This window comes from Klebsiella sp. M5al (assembly GCF_002090195.1).
Taxonomy (GTDB): domain Bacteria; phylum Pseudomonadota; class Gammaproteobacteria; order Enterobacterales; family Enterobacteriaceae; genus Klebsiella; species Klebsiella grimontii.
This window is the reverse complement of record NZ_CP020657.1, coordinates 3,299,584-3,312,821: the sequence shown is the minus strand read 5'-3', so window position 1 is coordinate 3,312,821 and position 13,238 is coordinate 3,299,584. Positions and strand designations below refer to the sequence as shown.

At 58.0% G+C, this 13,238-nt stretch carries 14 protein-coding genes and 1 pseudogene; 6 read left to right on the top strand and 9 right to left on the bottom strand.

The annotated features are described in order from the left end of the window. Positions 1-35 precede the first annotated feature (35 nt). Positions 36-128, top strand: a complete 93-nt coding sequence (locus tag BWI76_RS28560; RefSeq protein WP_004119695.1) for a KPN_01571 family protein — start codon at positions 36-38, stop codon at positions 126-128. 35 nt (positions 129-163) lie between these two features. Here BWI76_RS28560 and BWI76_RS15965 read toward each other — a convergent pair whose 3' ends face one another. Then, positions 164-1,414, bottom strand: a complete 1,251-nt coding sequence (locus BWI76_RS15965; protein ID WP_004135626.1) for an MFS transporter — start codon at positions 1,412-1,414, stop codon at positions 164-166. A gap of 118 nt (positions 1,415-1,532) precedes the next feature. On the opposite strand from BWI76_RS15965, the gene BWI76_RS15960 reads away from it, so the two are divergent. The 3 genes from BWI76_RS15960 (at position 1,533) to bioD (ending at position 4,603) form a co-directional block, all read left to right on the top strand. Then, complete coding sequence (locus tag BWI76_RS15960; protein WP_004135628.1) at positions 1,533-2,426, top strand: LysR family transcriptional regulator; 894 nt, start codon at positions 1,533-1,535, stop codon at positions 2,424-2,426. A 133-nt stretch (positions 2,427-2,559) separates the two neighbouring features. Continuing rightward, positions 2,560-3,780 carry a sugar metabolism global transcriptional regulator Mlc gene (mlc, locus tag BWI76_RS15955; protein WP_004135633.1) on the top strand — a complete coding sequence of 407 codons (1,221 nt, stop codon included), beginning with the start codon at positions 2,560-2,562 and terminating at the stop codon, positions 3,778-3,780. 127 nt (positions 3,781-3,907) lie between these two features. Continuing rightward, a complete protein-coding gene (bioD, locus tag BWI76_RS15950; RefSeq protein WP_004119700.1) occupies positions 3,908-4,603 on the top strand; it encodes a dethiobiotin synthase in 696 nt (231 codons plus the stop codon). Here the strand turns inward: bioD and clcB are convergent. The 6 genes from clcB to BWI76_RS15920 form a co-directional block, all read right to left on the bottom strand. Next, positions 4,556-5,851 carry a voltage-gated ClC-type chloride channel ClcB gene (clcB, locus tag BWI76_RS15945; protein WP_024358033.1) on the bottom strand — a complete coding sequence of 432 codons (1,296 nt, stop codon included), beginning with the start codon at positions 5,849-5,851 and terminating at the stop codon, positions 4,556-4,558. The genes bioD and clcB overlap by 48 nt on opposite strands. A gap of 139 nt (positions 5,852-5,990) precedes the next feature. After that, the gene (dmsD, locus tag BWI76_RS15940; RefSeq protein WP_004135636.1) at positions 5,991-6,599 is read right to left on the bottom strand and encodes a Tat proofreading chaperone DmsD; all 609 of its coding nucleotides are present in this window, start codon (positions 6,597-6,599) and stop codon (positions 5,991-5,993) included. Positions 6,600-6,640: 41 nt separating this feature from the next. Further along, positions 6,641-7,498: a DmsC/YnfH family molybdoenzyme membrane anchor subunit gene (locus BWI76_RS15935; RefSeq protein WP_004135637.1), complete on the bottom strand. Its 858-nt coding sequence runs from the start codon at positions 7,496-7,498 to the stop codon at positions 6,641-6,643. Position 7,499: 1 nt separating this feature from the next. Further along, positions 7,500-8,117: a DMSO/selenate family reductase complex B subunit gene (locus tag BWI76_RS15930; RefSeq protein ID WP_004135638.1), complete on the bottom strand. Its 618-nt coding sequence runs from the start codon at positions 8,115-8,117 to the stop codon at positions 7,500-7,502. 10 nt (positions 8,118-8,127) lie between these two features. After that, complete coding sequence (ynfE, locus tag BWI76_RS15925) at positions 8,128-10,563, bottom strand: selenate/tellurate reductase subunit YnfE (RefSeq protein ID WP_024358035.1); 2,436 nt, start codon at positions 10,561-10,563, stop codon at positions 8,128-8,130. Between the two features lie 148 nt (positions 10,564-10,711). Further along, positions 10,712-10,963 (bottom strand): DUF1161 domain-containing protein, encoded by a 252-nt coding sequence (locus tag BWI76_RS15920; RefSeq protein ID WP_004135639.1) that lies wholly within the window; start codon positions 10,961-10,963, stop codon positions 10,712-10,714. 102 nt (positions 10,964-11,065) lie between these two features. On the opposite strand from BWI76_RS15920, the gene BWI76_RS15915 reads away from it, so the two are divergent. Further along, positions 11,066-11,776 carry a YnfC family lipoprotein gene (locus BWI76_RS15915; RefSeq protein ID WP_004135640.1) on the top strand — a complete coding sequence of 237 codons (711 nt, stop codon included), beginning with the start codon at positions 11,066-11,068 and terminating at the stop codon, positions 11,774-11,776. Here BWI76_RS15915 and speG read toward each other — a convergent pair. After that, on the bottom strand, positions 11,770-12,330 hold the full coding sequence (speG, locus tag BWI76_RS15910; RefSeq protein ID WP_024358037.1) for a spermidine N1-acetyltransferase: 561 nt from the start codon (positions 12,328-12,330) through the stop codon (positions 11,770-11,772). The genes BWI76_RS15915 and speG overlap by 7 nt on opposite strands. A 60-nt stretch (positions 12,331-12,390) precedes the next feature. Continuing rightward, positions 12,391-12,732, bottom strand: coding sequence for a DUF1283 family protein (locus BWI76_RS15905; RefSeq protein ID WP_004135642.1), 342 nt, complete (start codon positions 12,730-12,732; stop codon positions 12,391-12,393). A gap of 136 nt (positions 12,733-12,868) precedes the next feature. Here BWI76_RS15905 and BWI76_RS15900 point away from each other — a divergent pair. After that, a pseudogene (locus tag BWI76_RS15900) lies at positions 12,869-13,194 on the top strand (YnfA family protein). The last annotated feature ends 44 nt before the right edge of the window (positions 13,195-13,238 follow it).

Sequence of the window (13,238 nt, the reverse complement as noted above, 5' to 3'; positions counted from 1 at the left end):
TAATGCAGGCACAGCCCGCCTATGCGAGGTGAATTATGAATCCGTTTACCTGGCTGTTTATTGCTCTGCTTTCTATCGATGCCGTTAGAGAGGTGTTAGGAATGTCGTCGGTACTGGGGATGTGGTGAATAGCGTGGCCCGCGACAGGCCACGTTAACCCGCGTTATTTCAGCCGTTTATGCAAACACGCGCCGGTGAGCAGCGCCGCCAGCAGCATCAGCGCGATAAACCCGCCGACGCCGTTCCAACCGTAGTGATGCCAGAACACGCCGCCTAACGTCCCCGCCATGCTGGAACCCAGATAGTAGCTAAACAAATAGAGCGATGACGCCTGACCGCGGGCGCGACGGGCGCGCGGGCCGATCCAACTGCTGGCTACCGAGTGTGCCGCGAAGAAGCCCGCGGAGAACAGCAGCATGCCGATAAAAATTAGCCATAGCGACGAGAACAGGGTCAGCAGCAGGCCGCCGAGCATTACCGCCGTGGAGAACAGCAGTACCGGGCCGCGACCGTAGCGAACGGTCATCGCCCCGGCTTTCGGCGAACTCCAGGTTCCGGTCAAATAGGCCACCGACAGCAGGCCAACCACCGCCTGGCTGAGCGACCACGGTGAGAGCATCAGACGATAGCCGATATAGTTAAACAGCGTTACGAATGCCCCCATTAATAAGAAACCTTCAAGAAACAGCAGCGGCAGTCCGCGATCGCGCCAGTGCAGGCGGAAGTTGATCAGCAGCGATTTTGGCCGCAGCGACGTTGGACGGAAGTGGCGCGACGCCGGCAGGATGCGCCAGAACATCAGCGCGGCTGCGAGGGCGAAGCCGCTAATGACCGCCAGCGCGATACGCCAGCCGAAGAAATCGGTGAATACCCCGGTCAGCAGACGGCCGCTCATGCCGCCAATCGAGTTTCCGCTGATATACAGCCCCATTGAGAACGCCACGACGCTGGGGTGGATCTCTTCGCTCAGATAGGTCATGCCGACCGCCGCCACGCCGCTCAACGACAGGCCGATCAGGGCGCGCATAATCAGGATCCCATGCCAGCTGGACATCATCGTCGACAGCAGGGAGCAGCAGGAAGCCAGCACCAGCGCGGTCACCATCACCTGTTTGCGGCCGATGGCGTCGGATAGCGGACCGGTAAACAGCAGGCCGACCGCCAGCATCGCCGTGGAAATCGACAGCGAGATACTGCTGCTGGCCGGCGAGACGCCGAATTCGCTGGAGAGCACCGGCAGAATCGGCTGAACACAATAGAGCAGCGCAAAGGTCGCCAGTCCGGCGGAAAAGAGGGCGAGGGTGACGCGAATAAATTGCGGGGTACCGCGTTTGATAAACTGGTTTGGCTGAGGAGCGATAATGTCGCTGACGTCGTTTGCCGGGACGGTGTCAGCGGTAGTTGTACGACTCACGGAAAAATCCTTGGTGATAAACAGAGAGTTGAGCGACCGCAATGGCCACTTATTCAGAGTAGGAAAATGTAAATATTCTGTCTAATATATTAATAATCTCAAATAAGACGTTTTAGATATGAATATTGAACTACGTCATCTGCGCTATTTTATTGCCGTGGCGGAAGAGCTCCATTTTGGCCACGCGGCGGCGCGGTTAAATATCTCTCAGCCGCCGCTTAGCCAGCAGATTCAAATCCTTGAGCAGCAAATTGGCGCACGTCTGTTTGCCCGGACGAACCGCAGCGTCAGCCTGACGGAAGCCGGGAGGCAGTTTCTCGCCGATAGCCGGCAGATCCTCTCCCAGGTGGACGATGCCGCCGCGCGGGCAGCCCGTCTTCATCACGGCGAAACCGGCGAACTGCGCATTGGTTTTACCTCCTCGGCCCCCTTTATTAAGGCGGTATCGGACACGCTATCGACCTTCCGACGCCGCTATCCCGATGTGCATATTCAGACGCGGGAAACCAACACGCGCGAGCAGATTGTGCCGCTGAACGAGGGGGCGCTGGATCTGGGGCTGATGCGTAATACCCAACTGCCGGAAACCCTGGTCTGGGAAAGAGTGCTGCGCGAACCGCTGCTGGCGATGGTGCCGCGCGATCATCCGCTGGCGAGCCAGCCGCGCGTCAGCCTGCGGGAACTGGCGCGGGAGCCGTTTGTGTTTTTCGATCCCCATGTCGGTACCGGGCTGTATGACGATATTCTCGGCCTGCTGCGCCGCTACGATCTGACGCCAACGATCGCCCAGGAAGTGGGGGAAGCGATGACGATTATCGGCCTGGTTGCCGCCGGGCTTGGGGTGTCGATTTTGCCGGCGTCGTTCAGACGGGTTCAGCTATCGGAAATGTGCTGGCTGCCCATCGAAGAGCAGGATGCGGTATCGGAAATGTGGCTGGTGTGGTCGAAACATCGTGAACAGGGGCAGGCGGCCCGGCGTTTTCGCGAATCGCTGCTTGCCAGCGCCACGTGAGTTATTTAGGACAAATAACGGCTAAAAATGTGCGGTAAATCACAAGGCTAAGCAAAAATTTGACGATTACCGTTGAAGTGCTTCACCATAGCCGTCAGTTTATTTCGAAGCGCGAAAATAAAGGGAGTCAACGGTGGTAGCGGACAGTCAGCCAGGCCATATCGATCAAATTAAGCAGACCAACGCGGGCGCGGTTTATCGCCTCATTGATCAGCTTGGCCCGGTGTCGCGCATCGACCTCTCGCGCTTCGCGCAGCTGGCGCCTGCCAGCATCACCAAGATCGTCCGTGAAATGCTGGAAGCGCATCTGGTCCAGGAGACGGAAATCCAGGAGCCGGGTAGCCGGGGAAGGCCTGCCGTTGGCCTAATGGTGGAAACAGAAGCCTGGCACTATCTCTCTATCCGCATCAGCCGCGGCGAGCTCCACCTCGCGCTGCGGGATTTAAGCAGCGCGCTGGTGGTGGAAGAGCAGCTTGAACTGGCGTTACAGCACGTTCAGCCTTTTGCGACCCGGCTACTCGATCATGTTGACCAGTTCTTTATTCGTCACCAAAAGAAGCTGGAGCGATTAACCGCCATCGCCGTCACCATGCCGGGGATCATCGACACCGAGCACGGTATCATCCACCGGATGCCTTTTTATGAAGACGTTAAGGATATGCCGCTGGGCGAGATCTTAGCCAACCATACCGGCGTATCGGTCTATATTCAGCACGATATCAGCGCCTGGACCATGGCCGAATCGCTGTTTGGCGCCTCGAGAGGCGCGCGGGATGTCATTCAGGTGGTGATAGACCATAACGTCGGCGCGGGGGTGATCACCGACGGCCGTCTATTGCACGCGGGCAGCAGTAGCCTGGTCGAGATCGGCCACACCCAGGTCGACCCGTATGGGAAACGCTGCTATTGCGGCAACCATGGCTGTCTGGAAACGATCGCCAGCGTGGAGAGCGTGCTGGAGCTGGCGCAGATCCGCATGGCGAAGTCGATGAGCTCGATGCTGCACCAGCAGCCGCTGAGCGTTGAATGGCTATGTCAGGCCGCGCTGCAGGGGGATTTGCTGGCGCGGGACATTATCAGCGGCGTCGGGAACCACGTCGGGCGGATTCTGGCGATTATGGTTAACCTTTTTAACCCGCAAAAAATTCTTATCGGCTCCCCCTTCAACCTGGCCGCGGATATTCTGTTTCCGGCAATATCTGATTGTATTCGACAACAATCGTTACCAGCCTATAGCCGACATATTGCCGTGGAAAGCACCCAGTTTTCTAACCGGGGAACGATGGCTGGCGCGGCCCTGGTTAAGGATGCCCTCTATAACGGATCGTTGCTGATACGACTGTTACAGGGTTAACATTTTTTCATATTCACACCAAAAATTGCGCTATCTCAAGCTGGCTTCCGGCGGCATCGCGTAGACTTTTTCCACAGTTGATTATTTCTCTCCCGTATATTTCATCAACATAACTGTGGGGTTAGTGATGTTTAAGCGTTTCTTCATAACAGGTACTGACACTGCCGTCGGCAAGACGGTGGTTTCCCGTGCGCTGTTGCAGGCACTGGCTGCCTGCGGCAAAAGCGTCGCCGGATACAAGCCTGTGGCGAAGGGCAGTAAAGAGACGCCGGACGGACTGCGGAACAAAGATGCGCTGGTCTTACAGAGCGTGTCATCGCTGGTGTTACCGTATGAAGCTGTCAATCCCATCGCGTTAAGCGAAGATGAAAGCAGCGTGGCGCACAGTTGTCCGATCAACTACGGCCTGCTGTCGGATGGCCTCCAGCGGCTCAGCGGCCAGGTTGAGCATGTAGTGGTTGAAGGTACCGGCGGCTGGCGCAGCCTGATGAACGACCTGCGTCCGCTTTCGGAATGGGTAGTGCAGGAACAGCTGCCGGTGCTCATGGTGGTGGGGATTCAGGAAGGCTGTATCAACCACGCCCTGCTGACCGCGCAGGCGATTGCTAACGACGGCCTGCCGCTTATCGGCTGGGTGGCCAACCGCATTAATCCGGGCCTGGCGCATTATGCTGAAATCATCGACGTGCTGAGCAAAAAGCTGCCGGCCCCGCTTATCGGTGAACTGCCTTACTTGCCGCGCGCGGAACAGCGCGAACTAAGCCAGTATATCGACTTATCGATGCTCGGCGAGATGATGGCGGTAGATAGAATCTCGGCGTAGCGTCCGCGATAGCACCGATGCCAGCACGCTGGCAATCAGTAAACCGGGCAGTAAAACGTACTGTCCGGTCATTTCACAAATCATCAGCGTTGACATAATCGGCGCATGGGTGGTGGCCGCCAGAAACGCCGCCATACCGGTTAAGCCAATCACTATTGCGATCGCCTGGCCATCAGGCAGCCACAGCCCGGTCAGGCTGGCGAACAGCATACCGATCCCCAGCCCAATAAATAGCGTTGGCGTAAATACGCCGCCCGGCGCCCCGGAGCCGCTGCTGGCGAGTACCGCAAGCAGCTTGCAGACAAACACCGTAAGTATTGCGCTGAACAGCGGCGGTGACAGGAGATAGCTCTGGACAACGCTATAGCCATTCCCCCAGACGGCTGGCGCGATCAGCGACAGCAGACCGACAATGAGACCGCCGAGCGCCAGCTGCCAGGGGGGCGACAGGCGCAGCCGGACAAAGCAGCCATGGCTATAGCCCATCAGCCAGATAAACAGCGGCCCGCAAAGCCCGGCCAGCAGAGCCGTCGCCAGCATCAGCGCATAGTGCGTCGCGCGCAGGGTTTCGTGCAATTCAACGTGATACAGCGGGGCCGAACCGCCGTTCAGCAGATTGGTCAGCAGCAGGGCGACCACCGCGGCAATCACGACCGGGCCTAGCGACGCCAGCATCAGGGTGCCGAATAAGATCTCGGCGATAAACAGGCTTCCGGCCAGCGGAGCGTGGTAGGCGCTGGCCATCCCGGCGGCGGCGCCGCAGGCTACCCACAGCTTCCACTCGTCTTTGGGCGTAAAGCAGCGGGCGAACAGCGACGCGGCCAGCGCGGCCAGCAGGATCATCGCTCCCTCGCGGCCTATGGCGCTGCCGGTGGTCACCACCAGCAGGGAAGCCAGCGATTTTACCAGGCTGGCGGGCGTATCAAACACGCCGTCGCCGGTCTCGAGGGCTTCCATATAGTCGGTTGGCGCATGGGGTCGTGCACTGGTGCGCCGCTGCCAGAGCCAGAGCAGGGCGCCAGCCGCAAAACCGCCGAGCGCGGGCGTCAATAACCGACGCCATCCGGCCATCGACTCGGCGGCGTTGACCAGGCTTCCGCTGTCATTGCTCAGAAACAGGCTTTCCAGACCGGCCATCGCGTGGCGAAACAGGGCAACCGCGAGCGCGGCGAAGACGCCGACCAGCATGGCAATCAGCAGGCGGCGAAACATAACCTGAATATCAGGATAAGCGTGAAGACGATGCATCAGCGAATACGATTAGCGGGGGACATGGCTTATTTTTACCGGGTATAAGCATAGACGCAAAAGCGATAAGTGCGAAAACGGCAGGAAGTGACGTTGTCACCGATAGGCTATGCCCGCCGGGCGGGCATAGCGTCAGGGGTTAACGGTAGAGCGGTTTATCGGCGACCGCGCAGGGGAGCTGCGCCTGCCAGCGCGCCAGCGTCTCTTGCGCCAGCTGGCCCAGAGCCTGATAAAAAGGATTTTCCGCCCCGGCGATAAACACGCTCAGAAAGCGCCCCGACCACGGGAGAAGATGCCAGGCCAGCAGCTGGTTAAATGCCTCATCCTGAGCGGATTCACAAAGCCAGGCCGCCAGCAGAAGCAGCGTCCCGAAGTGGTCTTCCGGCTCGGCTCGGCGCTCAGACAGGCTGATGCCGGTTGCCCGCATCCACTCGCGCAGCGCCAGCGTCGAGTCGCCGAACAGCACGCTTTCTTTGTCCAGCCAGACGGAGCCCCACGGCGGCGCGGGCAGCGCCCACGGGCCGATAAACAGCCGCTGCCAGGCTTCCGCCAGCGGTTCATCGCTTGCGATAGCGAACTGTGCCGCCAGGCCGTCCGCGACCGGCCAGGGCCACTGACTCTGCCAGCTGCCGTCGCGCAGGGCCGCGATTAGCGGAGCCACCTGCTCGCTATCCGGAGCAAAAGAAAACAGCGCGCCCAGCGTACGGGCGCTGAGTGCGACGGCGTCGCGGTCTTGCGCTTGCATCATACCTATTCCTTAACAGCAGAGGGTGCCGCGGCACCCGTTGATTAACCAGCAATCGCCGTACCGACGGTCATATGTAGGCCATAAAACAGGCCGCGACCGATAAACTCGCCGAGTAATACCAGGATCAGTCCGAGCAGCAGGCTGGCGATGCGCGGGTTTTTCTTTCTTGCCAGCGGGCAGATCCAGCAGCCAAGGCCCAGCGTCAAAAATACTAAACGCAGGATTTGTAGCCAGCCGTAGTTTGGCAGCAGGGCGCTGGCCTGCTGCACGGAGCTGCGGATCTCCGCCAGTTCGCTGTTCTGCAAAATGACCACCGCCAGGCTTGCCAGCAGCGCAAGGACGCTCATCGACGCGAAGACGGTGCCGTTAAAAGGCACGTTGGCTACCCGCAGCAGCAGGGCGGCGAAAAGCGGCCCGCACAGCACCATCGTCAGAAAGAAGGCGGCGGTGGTGTAGGCATTATACCAGGTCGGCACGGTATCAATTTGATAGACCAGGGTCATCTCAAGGACGAACAGGCAGCCGAGCAGCATGGTGAGCAGGAGCCAGGCTTTGGCCAGCATATTCGGCATTTTGCCGAGTATCGTCAGCAGCCACCAGAAACCCCCCACGGCGAAAAACAGCGCGCCGCTGGCAATTTCGTTACTTAACGCCGATGCGCCTACCCGGTTAAGCGAGTTAAACGCCCGCAGCGGCGAGCCGAGGTGGATGATTGACGCCAGAAAGCCAATCCCCATCACCAGCCAGATAAAAAACATGCCGCGCACCAGGCGCTGGCGGGCTTCGGAGTTGTTATTCAGCGAAAGCCAGCCCAGCCCGCTGACGATAATCGCCCCTGCAACGCTTTGCCCCAGCACCGTAAACAGCACCAGCGGCCATTCATGCCATCCATTTCCCACGTTACACCTCCTTCGGGTTGGCCAGATAGCCGGTGGTATCACCCGTCGGACGGCTGTTGGCGTTAGGTTTAATCACAATGCTCGGTTTAGTGAAGTGCGCGGACGGCAGCGGCGCGACGGCGGCAAGCTGGCCGTGCTTTTCGCGCAGCTCTTCGATGGGGCCAAAGTCGAGCGCCCGCAGCGGACAGGATTCGACGCAAATCGGTTTTTTACCGTCAGCAACCCGGTCGTAGCAGCCGTCGCATTTGGTCATGTGGCCTTTCGCCGCGTTGTACTGCGGCGCGCCGTACGGGCAGGCCATATGGCAGTAGCGACAGCCGATGCATACCTCTTCGTTCACCACCACAAAGCCATCATCGCGCTTATGCATGGCGCCGCTGGGGCACACTTTAGTACAGGCCGGGTCTTCGCAGTGGTTGCAGGCAATGGAAAGGTAATAGGCGAAAACGTTTTGATTCCACACGCCGTTATCTTCCTGCCAGTCGCCGCCCGCATATTCGTAAATGCGGTGAAAGCTGACGTCAGGCGTTAAGTTTTTATAATCCTTACAGGCCAGCTCGCAGGTCTTACAGCCGGTGCAGCGGGCGGAATCGATAAAAAATCCATACTGAGCGCTCATGGTTTACTCCTTAAACCTTCTCGATTTCGACCAGATTGGTGTGCTGGGGATTGCCTTTCGCCAGCGGCGAAGGACGATGCGTCGTGAGAGTATTGATACAGGAGCCGCGATCGATGCGATCGCCGTTCATATTGGCGTCATGCCAGGCGCCCTGGCCCATCGCCGATACGCCGGGCATGATGCGCGGGGTCACCTTAGCCGGAATGCGCAGTTCGCCGCGGGCGTTGAATACGCGCACCATATCGCCATTTTTAATCCCGCGCTTCTCGGCATCCAGCGGGTTAAGCCATACCTCCTGGCGGCAGGCGGCCTGTAACACATCGATGTTGCCGTAGCTGGAGTGGGTGCGCGCCTTATAGTGGAAGCCGAACATTTGCAGCGGGAATTTCTCGCGCAGCGGGTCGTCCCAGCCTTCGAAAGTCGACGCGTATACCGGTAATGGACTGATGGTTTCGTCCTTTTCCAACTGCCATTTGCCGGCGATATCCGCCAGACGGCTGGAGTAGATCTCGATTTTACCCGATGGGGTTTTTAGCGGGTTGGCGACAGGGTCTTTGCGGAAGTCGCGATAGGCGACAAAGTGGCCGTTGGGGTCTTTACGCTTATAAATCCCCATCTTTTTCAGTTCGTCGTAGCTCGGTAGCGCCGGGTCTTTCGCCAGCATTTTCGCGTACAGATGCTGCAGCCACTGCTCCTGGGTACGGCCTTCGGTAAACTTCTGGTGGATATCATCGCCAAGGCGCTTTGCGACTTCGCTGAGGATCCAATAGATCGGCTTGCGCTCAAATTTAGCGGAGGTGACCGGCTGAATAAAGATGAGATAGCCCATATTGCCGGCGTAGTCGTTGGGAATAATATCTTCCTGCTCGACGGTCATCAGGTCCGGCAGCAGAATATCGGCGTATTTGGCCGATGAGGTCATAAAGTTGTCGATAACCACGATCGTTTCGCACTTGCTTTCATCCTGCAGGATATCGTGGGTTTTATTGATATCAGAGTGCTGGTTGATGATGGTGTTGCCGGCGTAGTTCCAGATGAATTTAATCGGCACGTCCAGCTTCTCTTTGCCGCGCACGCCGTCGCGGGTCGCGGTCATTTCTGCGCCGCGATCGATGGCATCGGTCCAACTGAAGCAGGAGATCTGCGTTTTCACCGGGTTTTCCGGCAGCGGCATGCGTTCGATGGTAATGGTGTAAGTTGACTCGCGCGCGCCGCTGTTGCCGCCGTTAATCCCCACGTTACCGGTCAAAATAGGCAGCATGGCGATCGCCCGGGAGGTCAGTTCGCCATTAGCCTGACGCTGCGGTCCCCACCCCTGGCAGATGTAGGCCGGTTTTGCGGCGCCAATTTCGCGCGCAAGCTTAATGATGCGATCCGCCGGAATGCCGGTGATGCGTGACGCCCACTGGGGCGTTTTGGCGGTAGCATCGTCGCCCTGGCCGAGAATATACGCTTTGTAGTGTCCGTTGGCCGGGGCCCCTTCCGGCAGCGTTTTCTCGTCGTAGCCGACGCAGTAGGTATCAAGGAACGGCTGGTCGACCAGGTTTTCGTCGATCAAAACCCAGGCGATACCGGCCACCAGCGCCGCATCCGTACCCGGGCGAATCGGGATCCATTCGTCCTCGCGCCCGGCGGCGGTGTCGGTATAGCGCGGATCGATAACGATCATCCGAGCATTAGAGCGCTCGCGCGCCTGTTCGAGATAGTAGGTGATCCCGCCGCCGCTCATGCGCGTTTCCGCCGGGTTATTGCCGAACATCACCACCAGTTTGCTGTTTTCAATATCGGAGGTGCTGTTGCCGTCATTGCTGCCGTAGGTATAGGGCATCGCGCAGGAAATCTGCGCCGTACTATAGGTACCGTAGTGGCTTAAAAAACCGCCGTAGCAGTTCATCAGACGCGCCACCAGCGAGGCGTAAGGGGAGGAGCGGGTGATATTGCCGCCGACAATCCCGGAAGAGTAGTTAATGTAGACCGCTTCGTTGCCGTATTTTGCCACCACGTTTTTCAGGCTGGCGGCGATGGCGTCCAGCGCCTCGTCCCAGCTGATACGTTCGAACTTGCCTTCCCCGCGTTTGCCGACGCGTTTCATCGGGTAGTTGAGGCGGTCGGGGTGGTTAATACGACGACGAATAGAACGCCCGCGCAGGCAGGCGCGCACCTGGTGATCGCCATAGCTGTCCGTGCCGGTATTGTCGGTTTCGACCCAGACCACTTCGTCATCGCGAACGTGTGAACGCAGCGCGCAGCGGCTGCCGCAGTTGACCGAACAGGCGCCCCAGACGATCCGTTCCTCGCCGTGGGTCGCTTCTTGTACAGCGGCGGCGGCGCGGCGCAGGCTGAAAGGCAGGGATAAACCGCCGGCCGCGAGAGCCAGCGAGCCGAGGGCGGATGATTTAATTAGCGTTCGACGGCTAAGGCCGCCGGTATGTTCCTGGTTAGACATAGCTCACTCCATGATTTTGTTATAATGGCGTAATGCCAACGCCTGCGTAAGGTCGGCGTGGAGAGTGAGGGATCATACTTAAAATGGAGTAGAGAGATCTTATCCCTGGTCAACCGAGGGATAAGACTTCTCCAGTCATGCGGCGAGGTTACTGCGCGCCGCTGTCGCGGGTGTAGATGATTTTAAAGGTATCGTTGGCGCAGTGGCCGACAACCTGCGCGCCGGGCTGATCGGGCTGGTCGTTCGGGACAATGGTCAGGCTGAAGCCCGATTCCGGGACGCCGTTGTTGATGATTTTCTGCTGAATATCGCTTTTTACCCGCTCGCAGGAATCCGGCGCCGCGAAAGCAGCTGTCGAACCCAGTAGCAGAGCCGTACATAGCCAGGGTGATAGTTTCATCATAAACTCCTTATTAACGTTATCCAAAGTTAAGCATAGCAGAAGTGGTGTAAACAATTGTATTTGCTAATATGATTGCACTATGCACAAAAGGAATCGCGCGTGAAAAAACGGTTTTTGCTGCTGTTGGCAGTTGGGGCGCTTAGCGCCTGTGATGAAAAGGGCGCGCCGCAGGCCTTCACCCCGGAAATGGCCAGCTTTTCTAACGAATTTGAGTTCGATCCGCTGCGCGGGCCGGTAAAAGCGTTTAGCCAGACGCTGTATGACGAACATGACCAGGTGGTGAAGTGGGTCAAAGGGCGTTTGTCCAGTGAAGGGTGCTTCGACCTGCTGGCGTTTGAGGATCTGGAGAACAAAACCGGCGCGGCGCTGGTGCTGGACGCGAACTACTACCTGGATGCGCAAAGCCACGAAAAGCGCCTGCGTGTGCAGGGCAAATGCCAGCTGGCGGAAATGCCCTCGGCGGGCGTGTCGTGGGAAACCGATGAGCACGGGTTCGTCGTCACCGCTCGCGGTAAAGAAAGCACCGCGACATACCGCTACGACAGAGAAGGCTACCCGCTGGGCAAAACGACGACCGCCAAAGGGGAACGCTTTACGGTGGCCTCAACGCCATCATCCGATCCGCGCAAAAAAATGGACTACACCGCAGTGAGCACCTTCAATGACCGCACGCTGGGCAACGTCAGCCAGACCTGCGATTACGACCGCCACGACAACCCGGTAAGCTGTGAGCTTCAGGTGGTTGACGATAGCGTGCAGCCTTCGCTAACCCGGCACTACACCATCAAAAGCACCATTGAATATTATTGAGCCGTAGGTTTCAGCAGCGTCTGTCCCGGCGTTTTATGCTCGGCCAGGTATTGGTGCTGAAACAGGCACATACGGATGGTATTGCGGTATTCGCCGTTAATAAAGAATTCATGAATCAGCTCGCCTTCTACCATAAAGCCGAGCTTGCGGTAGATGTGGATCGCTTTTTCATTTTCTTTATCGACGATGAGGTACAGCTTATACAGGTTGAGCACCATAAAACCGTAGTCCATCGCCAGCTTTGCGGCGCGGGTGGCCAGGCCTTTTCCCTGATAATCAGGCGAGATAATAATCTGAAACTCGGCGCGGCGGTGCACATGGTTGATTTCAACCAGTTCCACCAGTCCGGCCTTTTCACCAGCGCATTCAATGACAAAGCGGCGTTCGCTCTGATCGTGAATGTGTTTGTCGTACAGGTCGGACAGTTCGACAAAGGCTTCATAGGGTTCTTCAAACCAGTAACGCATAACGCTGGCATTGTTGTCGAGCTGGTGGACAAAGCGTAGGTCTTCGCGCTCGAGCGGACGGAGTTTGACGTGAGATGCGTCAGTCATGGAAATACCTGTGAGTGATTGCGGAGCTTTATAGGTTGTGGCGCCCGCGGGCGCCATACATTACGGGGTAATGGTGCGTCCGGTGCGGCGGTCAAGGCAGCGCAGGGTGTTAGGTTCCCAGTAGGCGTTGACGTTCGCGCTCTTCTGGCAGTTATCCTGGGCGTCAAAAGCCACGTCGGCTTTATCCCACTCTTTTTCAGCGCGGGTGTTGACCTTCTGGCGTAAAGAGCGGGTGTCGTTCCACTGCTCTTTTTCCATTGCGGCCTGCTGGCGGCTCTGGGCGCTGTCGCCGGACTCAATCACCAGCTTGTCGGTTTTGGCAAATGACGAGGCGGTAAAGACCATCGCGCTCAGCGCCAGCAGAGCGGTCAGGCACCAGCGTTTATTCAGTGTTGTGTTCATCACGATTTCCTTTAAGTGATTCCCTCGGACTAAGTTTACTACATCTCCTTTCGACGGCATACCCGACAAAACGGAGTAAACGACGGCCATTATTGCGTAGAATGCGTTAACGCTTGCTCAACTCACGACGCTTTATATGTTAAAAACGACGCTGCTTTTCTTTGCCACCGCGCTGTGCGAAATCATTGGCTGCTATCTTCCCTGGCTATGGTTAAAACGCGGGGCCACGCCGTTGCTATTGATTCCGGCCGCCGCTGCGCTGGCGCTTTTGTCTGGCTACTGAGCCTGCACCCGGAGGCAAGCGGACGGGTGTATGCCGCTTACGGTGGGGTATATGTCTGCACCGCGCTGCTGTGGCTGCGCTTTATCGATGGCGTCAAACTCAGCCACTATGATTGGGCCGGCGCGCTGGTTGCGCTGTGCGGCATGCTGATTATTGTAGCCGGCTGGGGACGCGCATAGACCTTTTTTACTGCATGGCGTCGGGATAGGCGGCGCCAGCACAC

What these genes read in the sequence shown, in the direction of transcription:
- bioD (WP_004119700.1), top strand. Translation starts at nt 3,908, where the DNA reads ATGTTTAAGCGTTTCTTCATAACAGGTACTGACACTGCCGTCGGCAAG.
- speG (WP_024358037.1), bottom strand. Translation starts at nt 12,330, where the DNA reads ATGACTGACGCATCTCACGTCAAACTCCGTCCGCTCGAGCGCGAAGAC.
- dmsD (WP_004135636.1), bottom strand. Translation starts at nt 6,599, where the DNA reads ATGATGCAAGCGCAAGACCGCGACGCCGTCGCACTCAGCGCCCGTACG.
- BWI76_RS15920 (WP_004135639.1), bottom strand. Translation starts at nt 10,963, where the DNA reads ATGAAACTATCACCCTGGCTATGTACGGCTCTGCTACTGGGTTCGACA.
- BWI76_RS28560 (WP_004119695.1), top strand. Translation starts at nt 36, where the DNA reads ATGAATCCGTTTACCTGGCTGTTTATTGCTCTGCTTTCTATCGATGCC.
- ynfE (WP_024358035.1), bottom strand. Translation starts at nt 10,563, where the DNA reads ATGTCTAACCAGGAACATACCGGCGGCCTTAGCCGTCGAACGCTAATT.
- BWI76_RS15960 (WP_004135628.1), top strand. Translation starts at nt 1,533, where the DNA reads ATGAATATTGAACTACGTCATCTGCGCTATTTTATTGCCGTGGCGGAA.
- BWI76_RS15905 (WP_004135642.1), bottom strand. Translation starts at nt 12,732, where the DNA reads ATGAACACAACACTGAATAAACGCTGGTGCCTGACCGCTCTGCTGGCG.
- BWI76_RS15930 (WP_004135638.1), bottom strand. Translation starts at nt 8,117, where the DNA reads ATGAGCGCTCAGTATGGATTTTTTATCGATTCCGCCCGCTGCACCGGC.
- clcB (WP_024358033.1), bottom strand. Translation starts at nt 5,851, where the DNA reads ATGCATCGTCTTCACGCTTATCCTGATATTCAGGTTATGTTTCGCCGC.